The following is a 13,780-nucleotide window of genomic DNA, read 5'->3' on the forward strand; positions in this document are numbered from 1 at the left end:
ATATAAAAGGAGTAAATATGTCAAAAACCCTAGGACCAATCCACTACCTGATGTATGAAAAAATCAAATTCCAAGATGAAATCACAGATTTTTTGATGGATGGGGATTTTTCTCAAATAGAATATGAACCAGTTTCAACCAAGCCCTTGGAGGAAATTTTAGACCAGGAAAATATCCACGGCTACCTCCAAGAAAAAATAGATATAGTTGAAAGTCGCCTTGCCAAAGCCCTCAGCCTTTGCAAAAATCCAAGCGAGAAGCTCTTTAAACTCGGCAAAGAATGTGGTAGTAACAAAGATTTTTCAAGCTTTGAGCAAATTTTTACCGACCTCAATACTTATCTCCTTGACGGGATGCCTTGCGATCAAGGTCTTTCAGCCGTCCTAGATGGAGATAGTTTGTATTTGATAACCAACACCAACCTTCATAAAAAATACCAAGACGCCATCGACCTTGAAAATTCAAGAAATGCATCTTGCGAAGGTGGCCACAGCCATGACCACCACGAGTCTTTTGAAGTCGGAGCCGGTATGGTAGGTGACCTAAAGTCCGAAGAATCTACCTACCACAATTACAGATTAGACTTTCTAAGAGGCTATTTTTCCGAAAGTCCTTATGAGGTTGAACTTGTAAATGGAATAAATTACAAAATAACAAAAAAATAAGACCCCGAAGGGTCTAAAAAGCTCTCTTATATAAAGAGAGCTCTTTTTTTCTATAAAAATGGATTGTAAAACCTGCCCTGATTGATGAAAAATAAAGAAATTCCGATTCCGACCAAGGCTAGGGTGATAAATAAAATTACAAAGTCATTTTTACCAAAGGGTCTAGCCTTATACCAGGTTCTAGTTTTATTTTTCCCAAAACGTCTTAATTCCATGGCTTGGGCTATGGCTTCAATCCTCTCTAGACTGTCAAAAATTAGGGGAATTACAATATTGCTACTCGCCTTAATTCTCTTTACAAGACCTGCCTTCTCGCTCATTTCTATCCCCCTAGCCTGGCTTGCCTGCCTGATATCAAAATAAGATTTTTGGATGTCTGGTATATACCTAAGGGCAAGGGCGACTGCGTAAGAGATTTTGTAGGATAGGCCAATCCTATTTAGGCTTGATGAAAATTCGGACGGATCTGTGGCAAAAATAAAAACTATAGCCAAGGGAATGGTTGAAAAATACTTAAGAGCGACGTTAAATTCGTAAAAAACTTGCTCCAAAGTTAGGGCATACCTTCCAGTGCCTAAAATAAGTGTCCTTGACCCATAGAGTCCCACTCCATAGGCTGGCTCAAAAATATAAATTGCAAGGATATTGATTAGGGAAAAGACTGCGACAATTTTTATCAAAAATGCCACATCTTCCCAATGAATTTCTGCAATTTTCATTGCCAATAGCGATAGGCCCATAACGAGGATTAGAAATCTTGTGTCATAGCTAGTCATGACTATTACAGAAAGGAGAATAAAAGCAAGTAGTTTTGTTGTGCCAGAAAGCCCGTGAATAAATGTATCGTTCTTGATATATCCGAGGGTCTTATTCATCTCTTGCTCCTTTCATAACCAATAAAGGTTTCTATAAAGTCAAGGGCATCCATACTTTTAAGCCTCTGACCAAGTTTAAAAAGCGATGTCTCGGCAAGATTTGCCCTGTCAATTAATTCACTTTGACTAAAAAGCTCAGCTGGAGTAGTATCAGCTAGGATTTTCTTATCACCGATTACAAGCGCCCTATCTGTATATTCCTCAATTAGGTGCATATCATGGCTAATCATTAGGATGGTTAGGTCATATTCTTTGTTGATTTTCCTTATAAATTCCATCATTTTTGTATAGTGGTGGAAGTCTTGACCGGCTGTCGGCTCATCCATAATAATCACTTCTGGGTCTAAAACCAAAATTGAAGCTATGGTGACCCTTCGCCTTTGCCCGTAAGAAAGAGCGGAAATCGGCCACTTCCTAAAGGAATATAGGCCACAAATCTCAAGAGCATCATGAACTTTCTTCTCGATTACATCTTCGGCTACTCCCCTCACCCTCAAACCAAAAGCGACTTCATCAAAAATCATAGTCTTTGAAATCATAGCGTTTGGATTTTGGAGGATGAAGCCAACCTTATCGGCAATTTCTTTTATGGATAGGTCTTTCGAATCCTTCCCTGCAAGGATTATTTTCCCAGAATCTGGTCTTAAGAACCCACACATAAGCTTGGCGAGTGTTGATTTTCCTGCTCCATTTGGACCTAGAATCGAAATTATTTCCCCCTTATCAATCTCTAGGGAAAGATTTTCCAAAATATTTTCCCTCTCATAGGAGAAGGTCAGATTCTCTATTTTAATCACTTCTTCATTAGTTTTTTTGATTTCTTTGCCAACCTGCCCCTTAGCCCATCCTTCTATCTTGGCAAGGTCTTTTGGTGATATTTCGACTTCATCAAAGTCTCCAAGCTTTTCGTAGCCAGAAATATCTACGCCAGCGTATTTCATAGCGTCGATATAAAGAGGTCTTCTAATACCGATTTTCTCCAAAATATCTGACTTTAAAAGTTCAGTCGGACTCATATCTGCAAGAATTTTCCCACCGTCAACAGCAATTATCCTATCGGGATCAAGTAAAAGGGCCTCTTCAAGCCTATGTTCAATTACAATAACTGTATAACCAAGCTTATCAGCGAGCCTTTTTAATAACTCCATAGTCTTTCTGCCAGACTTTGGATCAAGATTTGCCAGAGGTTCATCAAGTAATAAAATCGGCACATCTGAAACCAAGACCCCAGCTATGGAGACCGATTGCTTTTGTCCTCCCGAAAGCTCTCCAGGTTTCATTTCTAAAAGCTTAGAAAGATTTAATTCTTTCGCCCACTTCTCAACGATTTTTTTCATCTCTTCCTGGTCTACATTGTCATTTTCTAGAGAAAAGGCAATGTCTTCGGCAACAGTAAGGCCTACGAATTGACCGTCTGTATCTTGAAGAACTGTGCCTACCGATAGGGATAGGTCAAAAATAGACGAATCAAGTAAATCTTTTCCATCAATTAGACAAGAGCCTGTTATATCCCCAGGAAAGGTGTTTGGAATCTGTCCATTTAGGCTTTTGGCAAGGGTGGACTTGCCAGAGCCAGATGGGCCCACAATTATTATTTTCTCGCCCTTTTTCACTTTTAAATCTATGTCAAAAAGCGAAGGTTCGACCTGGGACTTGTATTTAAAATTGTACTTGTCAAAAACTACCAGGTCCTGTCTATTTTCCATATATCCTAATCTCTTTTTAGTGAATTATCTGCTGTTCTTGTCTTAGCATAAGCTGCGATTAAAATTGTACCTAAGATACCAACTGCTACTGAATTTAAGCCTGCTGATACAAAACCTTGGGCAAAAACCTTGTTGGCTGGTTCTGAATAGATTAAAATATCTAAAATTGGTGCAATGATTCCCCAGCAAAGAACATTTACAATTATTTGGCCAACATTGAATTTAACCATATCTTTTTTTGTAAAAGTGCCTTGAGAAATGTCAAGTTTAGAACCGACTAGACCATAACCAAAGCCTGTGATGCCTGATGTTACAACCCATGACCACCATAGACCATAAGTTAGAAGGTCCTTAATAGCATGGCCAATAAGACCGATTAGACCGCCTGCTACTGGTCCAAAAAGAACTGACATCAAAGCCAAGAATGGATAGGTTGTTTCAACTGATGTGTTTGGTATAAAGCCAACTGGTATAGATAAATACCTACCTAGGATAAAAAATACAGCAGCGCCAATACCGATAGCTACAATTGTAGTAATAGAATTATTCTTTTTCATTATTGCTCCTTTTTAATAAAAATACTCCAATCTGCCCCTGTACCGATTTGGTAGGTAGCAGAAAATGACGCTTGGTTAATTGCGATACCAAGATTGATTAACGAATTGATATAGGCTACGGTTTCACCCAAACCTACATCTGCAAAGGAATGGCCAAAGGTCATCTGATTTTCATATTTTTTGATGCCCTTATAATAGATAATGACCTTAATCATATCCCCTTGTTTGATACCAGCTTCGTTTAGCATATCGAGGCTGATATTTGTCCATAAAGATCCAAACCTAATATCTAAGATGTCAACAGTGCCTTCTATGACTCCATCAGTGATTTTTGCATCTTTTATGGTTTCATAGCAAAGCTCATCTAGACTAAGCTCATCTAGAAAATCATAATAAGAAATATCACCGGCAAGTTTTGCCCCGTTGTAGGCATAAACGTCTCTACCATGGAAGGTGTGAGAATTTTCGGAAAAAGGAAGTCTATCCTTTATCTCGTCTATAATCCTTGCAGACTCAAGGCCTATATATTTTGCCACATGAGAAATGGTGCCATTATCTGGTGTGACTATATAGTGACCTGACTTGGTTTTTACCACTATAGAATGGCGACTAGAGCCAACCCCTGGGTCAACTACTGATACAAAAACTGTGCCCTCTGGCCAATACTTGATAGTTTGTAAAAGCCTATAAGATGCTTCAAAAATATTGTAGGGCATAATTTCATGAGTCAAGTCATCTATGGTTAAGTCTGGATTTACCATAAAACTTACTCCGTGCATAGCGGAAACTGCTCCGTCTCCTAAACCGAAATCTGATTGAAAAACTAATGTGTTCATATAAATTCCTTTCAAATTATTACTAGGATATTATATCAACATAATTCTATCAGTCAATTTCCATAAATAAATTTTAGGCACGAAAAAACACCCATCGCCCTGATGGATGTGAAAAAACTCCATCAGCCAAGCTTTAGCACCTTACAAAAAGTAGGTTGCTGAAGGATCACAGAGCTTGTCTCTCCCCTTCTCTTTATGGTAGTTTTATTATACTGCTTTTGCTGGGATTTGCTATTTTTTATTAAATAAAGTCTTATCTTATATTTATATGATTCCTCGTTAACTCCTTCGGAGTTTTTGTCGGAATGACAAGATAAATAAATATTATATAAAAGGAAAAAGACAGGAGTTAGTCCATCCTCCTGTCTTTTTTGTCTTCCCATTGGGAATACTATCTTTCTAGTCGTTTCTATTATACATCCAAACGGATAAAATCAACCTATACTAGGTTTAGCCAATCATATTTCATTATTCCCCCAAATACTTCACCACAACAGCCGCCATTGCCTTGGCACAGATTTTCATGGCATCTTCTCTGATGTCGAATTTTGGGTGGTGGTGTGGATATGGGGCGTCTTCCTTCTTTGCTCCTACATAGAAAAAGCAAGATGGCCTTTCTTTTGCATAGTAGGAAAAGTCTTCAGATGGTGGTTGAGGACCACAGTCGATTATATCGGTAACTTCCCCAATTTTAGCTTCTTTAACAGCATCCACAACCAGCTGGGTCATCTCAGGGTCGTTGTATAAAACTGGATAATCATCAGTGTATTCTATTTCAACTCCTACCTTAAAAGTTTCCCCAATTCCCTTAGCTATGGTCTTGATTTCTTCTTCGATAGTTTTCTTAGTCTCATCTGCCATGGCCCTAACGTCACCTTCAACAGTTACAGAATCCTTGATAATATTAAAGGTGCCCTTGCCGTCAAAAGAACCAATGGTTACAACTCCAACCTCGTATGGAGAAAGTCTACGGCTTACGACAGTTTGAACAGCTGTCACAAAATGACTTGCGGCAACAATTGAGTCGTTTGATAAGTGAGGCATAGATCCATGGCCGCCCTTACCTTGGAATTTTATCTTAAACATGGCCCTGCCCGTCTGGGTGTTGCCCTTGTGGTATTGGATAGTGCCATAATCCATGGCACTCATGACGTGGATACCAAAAACATTATCAACCCCCTCGAGGACTCCTGCCTCAATCATCCCCTTGGCACCTCCAGGTGGGACTTCTTCTGCATGTTGGTGGATTATCACAATTTTACCAGCAAGCTTATCTTTTTTCTCACGGAGAATATCTGCAAGGACCATGAGATAGGCTGTGTGTGCATCGTGGCCACAAGCGTGCATGACACCCTCGTTTTTAGAAGCAAAGGAAAGTCCAGTTTCCTCCTTGATTGGAAGGGCATCAAAGTCAGCCCTAAGTCCAATAGTCTTGCCAGGCCTACCTGTATCAATTACCACCCTAAGGCCATTGCCACCCATGTGACTTGTTATCTTAACATCCTTATCCTTATAAAAATCCTCAACAAAATCAGCAGTCTCCACTTCCTTGAAAGAAAGCTCAGCATTTTGGTGAATATGCCTACGACAAGCAACCATCTCATCAAAATGATTGTCTATTTCACTAAATATTTCTTCTAATAATTCATTCACTAAACTCACCTCTGATATAATTTTACCCAAAAATTTAAGAGGAAATAAAAATTAAATGAATTTTATCGCTCGGGACATAGAAAAAAAGGCGATGGCAGAATAGCCTTGACTATTCTTAATCATCACCTTATATTAATTCAATTTTATTTTTCAAGTGTCATTGCGTTTATTTGGTCGCAGGCTTGCCATACTGGCGTAATTACATCAAAGCCTTTAATCCTGTTTGAATATCCTGTGTGGAATACATTTGAATATAGTGGGATTTCTGGTAGGTAGTCATTATACCATTTTTGGAATTCTTCCCATTTATCTAGGTAGCCTTCTTTGTCAGAAGGATCTGTTTTTCTTAAGTTTGCTGTAACTTCATCAGCCTTTGGATCTTTTACCTTGCTTCTGTTGAATGGTCCTTGAGATGAATAGTAGAACCATGGGTCAAATGGAGTTGAAAAGTCTGAAGCCATTGAAAAAGCAGTATATTGTGCGTCTTCTTTGGGGAAACTTAAATAATCCATTAGGGTTGAGAAGGAACCGGCTGTGACATTATATTCCATACCTGCTTGTTTAGCATTTGGAGGGAGTTGGTTTGATATTAGGCTTGTGATTGGAGATTGTTCTGCTCCATATTGGTTGACAACAAGCTTATTTCCCTTATCATCATACCTATAATAGTCAAAGACTTCTTGGTTTTTGTTAAATTCATCAAGAGCCTTCGCCTTATCCCATGGTGTTTTGCCATCTTTTTCAAACTTATAAGGAGTCTTGTCTAATAAGTCATTTGCCTTATCAATATTTAAAACCCAGTTTGTAAGTTTTTCTTGTAGGTCTGCCCCTCTTTCCTTATACATCCATTGGCTTTGGCCGTACATACCATTTGTCACCACACCATAACCACCTAGAAAGGCTTGGACAAATTCATTTCTATCCATTAGGCTTGCAATAGCTTGTCTTACTTCCTTGTACTTGGTAGCTCCCCTGTCTGTTAAAAAGATTATATTTCCATAACCATTTCTTTCATAAGAAGATAATTGGATTTTTCCTGCTTCTTCAGCTTTTTTGAGTTGGTCAATTTTTGCGCCGTCAGTTTCTCCTTCCCAAATATCGATGTCTCCATTTTCTAGAAGGTCTGGGCCTATATTTCTATTTACCAATTGGATGATTATGTGAGGAATGCTTGCTTTTTGGCCCTTGAAATTACCTTGGTAATTCTCGTTAAGGTCAAGAACCACCATGTTATTTTCAAATTTGTTAAACTTATATGGTCCACAAGTCACAGCAGGATTAAACCTATAATCACTAGTTTCTTTTATCATAGCTTCTTCAATTAGAAGTCTTGTTGGATCCACATCACCATTTTTGCGAGCTTCTAAATCTTTTACTTTTTTGTCTAATTCTTCCTTAGCTTTTTTGTAATCTTCGCTTCCCTTATCCTCTCCTTCGTTGTCCTTTTCAAAGTTTTCTTTTAGGAGGGCAATTTGGTTATCTATAGATTTTTTGTAATTTTCCTTATCTTTGTCTGTCACCTGATAACCATCTTTTACAACAAGTTTCTTGCCGTCTTTTGCTAGCCCTAGATTTTCTCCAATATAATGAAGTGGAGTAGGACCTGCATTTGATAAGGCTTGAACTTCAAAGTATGGCAATTGAGATGCATCGACTGTAAGAGAGAAAGTATAATCATCAATCTTATCAAGACCTTCAAACGAATCTGTATCCCCCTTCTTAAAGGCCTCGTAACCCTTTAAAGAATCTGCACCTACATTTAAAGATCCTGTAAGCGTATTAAAATCCTTATCAGATTCTAGAAGGATTCCAAAAAGATAATCATCAGCTGTAATAGGCTTACCATCTGACCATTTTAAATCTTTTTTGATGGTAAATTTAGTAGTTCTAGACCCATCTTTATTCATAATAACTTCTGAATCTTTATCAAGGGCTGCAGTGTTTGCTTGAAACTTACCAAACTCATCAATTACATAGCAAGAATAGCCGTTGTTTCCTTCAATACCCATAAACCTTCTAGCATTTACATCGTTGGCGTCATTATTGTAACCTTGGATGAAGTCTCCATTAATAGTGCTTACACCCAAAACGATGGTGTCATCAGCTGTTTGCTTTTGAAAATCATCAAGATTGTCTCCTTGATCACCTTTAGAAGAACTAGCTTCTTTGTTTTCTTCCTGTCCGCTTGTTTGGCTTCCCTTATTTCCTGTAGAATCTGTATTAGATCCACAAGCCGAAAGACTCAGAACTAAAGCCAAAGCCATTAGGGATGAGTAAATTTTTTTGTTTTTCATACTAACCTTCCTTTTCTATATGTATATTTTTAAAAATATTTTAAACTCTACCCCCATTATTCATCCCGGTCAAAGATTTTTGTATATATATTAATTTCTTTTTTTCAGTTTTGTAGATTTCTAAGTGTGGTAATATCAAGCTAAAGGACTTTGTGCCCCAAAGTTTTTCATTTCCTAAAGTGTTTTTATTCATAAATTATTCGCAAATTATTCGCATTAACATAATGGCAAAAAAGCCAAAACCAAGAAAATCCAGACGTCCTTACCCATTTATTAGAAGATAGTCAATCTGAAACAAAGACGTAAACCCTATCAAAAAAAGCTTGCCGAAAGGCAAGCTTCTACTTCCGCCCTCCGCTAAGGAGCCGCTTGTGGGGTGTAACGGAGAGGGGGTTCAAGGGGGACATAAACGCCCCTTGATTTGGGGCGTTTATGCCGGAAACGTAGTGCGAGAGCACGAAGGAGTTTGCGAAGCAAACGGGTTTTTTGCCAATGAGGACAATATTGCCCAGCGGCCGAGGGCGGCGGAAGGGTCCTTGGGCATCCCCCTTTGAACGAAGATTCAATTGTTGAAAAATAAACATCTATAAGATTAAACAAAATTTAAAATCAAAACATAAATAACTTATTTAGCCTCAATTTCTTGCCTAGCTTCTTTAGAAGCTTTCCTGGATTTTGTAATATTCCTAAAACACAACCTATCGTTTTGAACGTAAAGCCTAATAGTCATTTCCTTATCAAGCTTATTATCCAAAATATCTTCGGCTAGCCTATCGTCTATCATCTTTGTGATGTGGCGTTCTAGTGGCCTTGCCCCGTATTCGGAGTTGAAACCTTCCTTTGCAAGTAAGTTTACTACCCTTTCATCAAAGGCGATTTCTATGCCGATTTCATTAAGTCTATCCCTAGTTTTTTCAAGCATAAGACCGGTTATTTCCTTGATATCAGCCTCGCTTAGGGAATTAAACATAATTGTTTCATCAAGTCTGTTTAAAAATTCTGGTGCAAAGGAATCTTTTATGGCCTTGGTAATTATTTCTTTGTTGCGTTCGTTGTCAGCCTCTTGCTTATCTTCTGCTAGATCAAAACCAATTGATGTGGCCTTGGCTAGACTTGATACGCCAACATTTGAAGTCATGATTATAATTGTATTTTTAAAATCAATAGTCCTGCCCTGGCCATCTGTGAGCCTACCGTCATCTAAGATTTGAAGAAGGAGGTTGAAGACGTCTGGATGGGCCTTTTCGATTTCATCAAAGAGAATTACAGAATATGGATTTTTTCTTACTGCTTCAGTAAGTTGGCCACCTTCCTCATAGCCTACATAGCCTGGAGGAGAGCCTACCATACGGCTTACGGCAAATTTTTCCATATATTCACTCATATCCATCCTAATCAACCTATCTTCTGAACCAAATAGGGATTTTGCCAAACTTTTGGCAAGGTAGGTCTTGCCTACACCTGTAGGTCCTACAAAAATGAAAGACCCGATTGGTTTTTTAGGATCTTTAAGGCCAACCCTCGCTCTTTTGATAGCGTGGGCAACAGACTTAATCGCTTCGTTTTGGCCTATAACAGTGCCAGCTAAATTCTTATCAAGCTTAGCATACTTGGCCTTTTCATCTTCGGTAAGTCTTTCAACTGGGACTTTGGACCAAGATGCTACAATATTTGCTATATCGTCATAAGTTATAGCTAGCTTATAGCCTTCGCTTTCTTCTTCCTTTTCTTCTTCAAGGTCAAATTTCTTTTGGTTTATGATGTCACGAAGTTTTGCTGCCTTTTCAAAGTCTTGGTCAAGGACTGCCTGGTCTTTTTCCGCCTTCAATTTTTCCAAGATGTCCTCGTGGGTATCTATATCCTCTTGCTCATCATCAAAGGCCAAAATCCTTAACTTTGATGATGCTTCATCAATAAGGTCTATTGCCTTATCTGGCAAGTACCTATCAGTGATATACCTATCAGATAGGTCCACAGCTGCATTTATGGCTTCTTCTGTTATTCTTACCTTGTGGTGGTCTTCGTACATGGACTTGAGCCCTTCAATTATTTTTTTAGAATCCTCAAGGCTTGGTTCGTCAACCATCACTTCCTGCATACGACGGGCAAGAGCAGAATCCTTTTCTACATGTTTTCTGTATTCATCAATGGTTGTAGCACCTATTATCTGGATGTCTCCTTTGGCTAGGATTGGCTTTAAGATATTCGCCGCATCCATAGAACCTTCGGCAGCTCCAGCGCCTAGAACCATGTGGAACTCATCTATAAATAAGATTAAGTCATCACGGTTAGATGCTTCCTCAAATAATTTCTTAAGCCTGTCTTCAAAATCACCCCTATACTTAGTGCCGGCTATCATCGATGCCAAATCAAGGCTCAAGATTGTTTTTCCCTTCATAATCGCAGGAAGGTTGCCTTTGACAATCTCGCTTGCAAGTCCTTCAGCAATGGCAGTCTTGCCCACGCCTGGTTCACCAATTAGGATTGGATTATTTTTTGTCCTTCTCATTAGGATTTGGATTATCCTTTTAATCTCATCTTCCCTGCCGATTACAGGATCAATTTTTCCTTCTTCAGCTAAATCATTAAGATTTGTGCAATAATTTGTGATATTTTCGCTGAATTTAGAATTTGCTACTCCCTCTGCCTTTTCTTCCCTCACCATAGATAGGAGTTGTTTTTTAATATTTTCTTTTTCCACTCCTGAAAGTAAAAACATTATGTTTGTAAAGGAATCTTCATCGTTTATGATAGCTAGAAGAACATCTTCTTCGCTGGTTGCAAGTGCTCGCCTGTTGTTGGCATAAAACCTCGCAGTTTCCAAAATTTTCCTTACTTTTTTGCTATATTCTGTAGCAGGTCTCACTGCTGTGCCCCTGCCAATGTTGTTTATGACAATGGACCTCAAAAGCTCATAATTTGCTCCTGCCGCCTCCAGGGCCTTTGTCGCTTTTGACCCTGTTTTCATGAGGGCAAGAAGCAAGTGTTCGGTGCCTATATAGTCATGGTTTAGACTATAGGACTCACGCCTAGCCTGTTGGGTTAATTTATTTAATCTATTATTCTCCATGGCTTTCCCCCATTTCTTTCATCAAAAATTCATACCTTCCGGCATCAAAATTTTCCTTATACTTGTGTGAAGAAAGATTTTTAATCAAATCGTTAATTTCTTCTTCACTAAACTTTATCTTAAAGCCTAGAATCTGGTATTTTTTTAGCCTGTAAAGAGCCTTCATCATCTTATCTAGACTCTTAACCATCCCTGTTTCTAAGCTTTTTTCTATTAGATCTATCTCTTCTTCAATTTCCCTATCATCAATATTGTTTATAATCCTATAATCTCTTCTAAACCTCTTTTCGTTTTTTACTAGGGTTTCTAGATTTTTTTCTACCTTTTTAAGGTAGGCTTCAGGATTTTGCCTATAGTTGCCGTAATTTTTTAACAAATAAAGGTCATCTGCGTAAGACTTAAGACCTTTTGGCACAAATTTCTGTGGGTAAAGGCCCGCATAAACCATCGCCTGCTCAAGGCCAGCATAGGTTTTTGGATTATCAATTAGACCAAATAAAAATAACTTCATCCAAACTTCTAGGCCACTTCCTACATTTCTTGCCCCACTTGTGAGATATCCATATTCACTAGAAAAGGCAAAATCCAAGTGGTCATCAAGGATTTTTTCAATTTCGGCTGCCTTTTTATAAGCACCTGTTAGATCCAAGCCGAAGTTTGAAATATTGATGGATAGGTGGTCTCTATCGTTAATTACAAGAGTGGTGTCACCCTCAAAAATAATGCCGACCTGGGCAAGTTTACCTGGAGCATCAGGACTTAAAACCATTTCGGAAATTAATTTATCAATAGTTCCATCATACAAATCAGAAAGTAAAACCAGCCTGTCTCCAAAAATATTCTTTACCATATCCATGACAACCAGACTCTCATCATAGGTCATAGTTGTCGGAAAATCATAACCCTTTATGTTTCGTCTTAAAGATAGGTTTGTAGAGATTAAAACATCTTTTGCATAATCTATCAATTTTTCACCTGCATATTTAATTTATCAATTTTTTCCTTAAGGTCTGCTGCCAACTCATAATCCTCTGTTTCTACAGATTCATTGAGTCTTTGGGATAGGTTTTTTATCTCGTCAGCCACTTCCTTAAATTCTCTTTCTGCCCTTGGGTAGGCACCCTTGTACTCGCTAAGGTTGTTATAGGTCTTCAAAACCTTATCTGTCAAATCCTTATCGAGCTTATAGCAATAGGCACAGCCAAAAACTCCATTTCTTATATTTGACCTTAAATTGCCACAGTAAGGGCAAGATTTTTCGTCAACATTTAGGATATAAGATAGGTCTTTGTTGGCTTGATTGTATTTATATTCATAAAATCCATCGATAACTTCCTCAAGACTAGGAATAAACTTTTGCAAAAGCCCCTCCAAGTCCTTTGGATTAAAGGAAATATTCTGTGAATTAATTTTCCCTAGGTCTGATCCCTCAGGTATGTCTGCGTATTTCTTCATACAATCCGAACAAAGATTTATATTATGACTGTTGCCATTAAAAATAACCTTCAGGCTTACGCTGGCTTCCTTGCCGCATTTATCACATTTCATACTAACTCCTTGCCAAAATACTCAACAAAAGGCTCTTAACAATCGATGACCTTACGGTGTTTCTCCCCTTGGCTTCTATATCTGCAAGGGTCTTATCACTTGCTGCATACCTTGCCATCAGGTATTCGTTTTTGTTAAAATATTGCCTCTCGTATAAGTCTCTAAAGAGATTATTTGCCCTTGATTGGCTCATTTCTTTAGCCAAATTCCTAAGCAAATAGGAAACATAGTCATCTTCTTCAACAATGGTAATTATTTTTATAAACCCATTGCCACCACGTTTGCTCTCAATCAAGTAGCCGTTGTGAGGGGTAAACCTGGTTGAAAGAACGTAATTAATTTGGCTTGGCGAACAATCAAACTGACTCGCCAACTCATTTCTACCGATTTCTAAGGCTCCATCAACGCTATCTTCGAGCATAAGCTTTAGAAATCTTTCTATTTGATTAGTTAAACCTGCCATAATCTCCTGTCTTTCTCTATTTTTAGGTCAAAGCTTACTGACTATCTCTGACCATTGCCTTTAAAATAAAAGAAGCCTCGCTTCCTAAATAAACTATACTGGTTTAGTCGGAA

11 protein-coding genes and 1 riboswitch are annotated in these 13,780 nt (G+C 38.3%); of the genes, 1 reads left to right on the forward strand and 10 read right to left on the reverse strand.

Going from position 1 to position 13,780, the window contains the following annotated elements:
- Positions 1-17 precede the first annotated feature (17 nt).
- Positions 18-665, forward strand: coding sequence for a hypothetical protein (locus HMPREF1630_RS06155; RefSeq protein WP_037328106.1), 648 nt, complete (start codon positions 18-20; stop codon positions 663-665).
- Positions 666-715: 50 nt separating this feature from the next.
- Here HMPREF1630_RS06155 and HMPREF1630_RS06160 read toward each other — a convergent pair whose 3' ends face one another.
- The 10 genes from HMPREF1630_RS06160 to HMPREF1630_RS06215 all read right to left on the reverse strand — a co-directional run bounded on the left by HMPREF1630_RS06160 (position 716) and on the right by HMPREF1630_RS06215 (position 13,667).
- The gene (locus HMPREF1630_RS06160) at positions 716-1,540 is read right to left on the reverse strand and encodes an energy-coupling factor transporter transmembrane component T family protein (protein WP_037328110.1); all 825 of its coding nucleotides are present in this window, start codon (positions 1,538-1,540) and stop codon (positions 716-718) included.
- Positions 1,537-3,246 (reverse strand): ABC transporter ATP-binding protein, encoded by a 1,710-nt coding sequence (locus tag HMPREF1630_RS06165; RefSeq protein ID WP_037328112.1) that lies wholly within the window; start codon positions 3,244-3,246, stop codon positions 1,537-1,539. Before HMPREF1630_RS06165 ends, HMPREF1630_RS06160 begins: the two co-directional genes overlap by 4 nt.
- 5 nt (positions 3,247-3,251) lie before the next feature.
- Positions 3,252-3,803, reverse strand: a complete 552-nt coding sequence (locus HMPREF1630_RS06170; RefSeq protein ID WP_004827038.1) for an ECF-type riboflavin transporter substrate-binding protein — start codon at positions 3,801-3,803, stop codon at positions 3,252-3,254.
- Positions 3,803-4,639 (reverse strand): SAM hydrolase/SAM-dependent halogenase family protein, encoded by an 837-nt coding sequence (locus HMPREF1630_RS06175; protein WP_004827040.1) that lies wholly within the window; start codon positions 4,637-4,639, stop codon positions 3,803-3,805. Before HMPREF1630_RS06175 ends, HMPREF1630_RS06170 begins: the two co-directional genes overlap by 1 nt.
- 88 nt (positions 4,640-4,727) lie before the next feature.
- Positions 4,728-4,841, reverse strand: a riboswitch (SAM riboswitch).
- 266 nt (positions 4,842-5,107) lie between these two features.
- Positions 5,108-6,292, reverse strand: a complete 1,185-nt coding sequence (locus HMPREF1630_RS06185) for an amidohydrolase (RefSeq protein WP_231549520.1) — start codon at positions 6,290-6,292, stop codon at positions 5,108-5,110.
- A gap of 143 nt (positions 6,293-6,435) precedes the next feature.
- On the reverse strand, positions 6,436-8,586 hold the full coding sequence (locus tag HMPREF1630_RS06190; RefSeq protein WP_037328118.1) for an ABC transporter substrate-binding protein: 2,151 nt from the start codon (positions 8,584-8,586) through the stop codon (positions 6,436-6,438).
- Positions 8,587-9,211: 625 nt separating this feature from the next.
- A complete protein-coding gene (locus HMPREF1630_RS06200) occupies positions 9,212-11,656 on the reverse strand; it encodes an ATP-dependent Clp protease ATP-binding subunit (protein ID WP_037328123.1) in 2,445 nt (814 codons plus the stop codon).
- Entirely contained in the window at positions 11,646-12,623 is a 978-nt protein-coding gene (locus tag HMPREF1630_RS06205) for an ATP--guanido phosphotransferase (protein WP_037328125.1), read from the reverse strand. Before HMPREF1630_RS06205 ends, HMPREF1630_RS06200 begins: the two co-directional genes overlap by 11 nt.
- Entirely contained in the window at positions 12,620-13,204 is a 585-nt protein-coding gene (locus HMPREF1630_RS06210; protein ID WP_037328127.1) for a UvrB/UvrC motif-containing protein, read from the reverse strand. The genes HMPREF1630_RS06205 and HMPREF1630_RS06210 overlap by 4 nt, the downstream gene beginning before the upstream one ends.
- 1 nt (position 13,205) lies before the next feature.
- The gene (locus HMPREF1630_RS06215) at positions 13,206-13,667 is read right to left on the reverse strand and encodes a CtsR family transcriptional regulator (protein ID WP_037328130.1); all 462 of its coding nucleotides are present in this window, start codon (positions 13,665-13,667) and stop codon (positions 13,206-13,208) included.
- Positions 13,668-13,780 lie beyond the last annotated feature (113 nt).

This window comes from Anaerococcus lactolyticus S7-1-13 (assembly GCF_000758765.1).
Taxonomy (GTDB): domain Bacteria; phylum Bacillota; class Clostridia; order Tissierellales; family Peptoniphilaceae; genus Anaerococcus; species Anaerococcus lactolyticus.

Excerpts from the sequence above, each read along its gene's own strand:
- HMPREF1630_RS06155 (WP_037328106.1), top strand. The coding sequence starts at position 18 with ATGTCAAAAACCCTAGGACCAATCCACTACCTGATGTATGAAAAAATC.
- HMPREF1630_RS06160 (WP_037328110.1), bottom strand. The coding sequence starts at position 1,540 with ATGAATAAGACCCTCGGATATATCAAGAACGATACATTTATTCACGGG.
- HMPREF1630_RS06165 (WP_037328112.1), bottom strand. The coding sequence starts at position 3,246 with ATGGAAAATAGACAGGACCTGGTAGTTTTTGACAAGTACAATTTTAAA.
- HMPREF1630_RS06170 (WP_004827038.1), bottom strand. The coding sequence starts at position 3,803 with ATGAAAAAGAATAATTCTATTACTACAATTGTAGCTATCGGTATTGGC.
- HMPREF1630_RS06175 (WP_004827040.1), bottom strand. The coding sequence starts at position 4,639 with ATGAACACATTAGTTTTTCAATCAGATTTCGGTTTAGGAGACGGAGCA.
- HMPREF1630_RS06190 (WP_037328118.1), bottom strand. The coding sequence starts at position 8,586 with ATGAAAAACAAAAAAATTTACTCATCCCTAATGGCTTTGGCTTTAGTT.
- HMPREF1630_RS06200 (WP_037328123.1), bottom strand. The coding sequence starts at position 11,656 with ATGGAGAATAATAGATTAAATAAATTAACCCAACAGGCTAGGCGTGAG.
- HMPREF1630_RS06210 (WP_037328127.1), bottom strand. The coding sequence starts at position 13,204 with ATGAAATGTGATAAATGCGGCAAGGAAGCCAGCGTAAGCCTGAAGGTT.
- HMPREF1630_RS06215 (WP_037328130.1), bottom strand. The coding sequence starts at position 13,667 with ATGGCAGGTTTAACTAATCAAATAGAAAGATTTCTAAAGCTTATGCTC.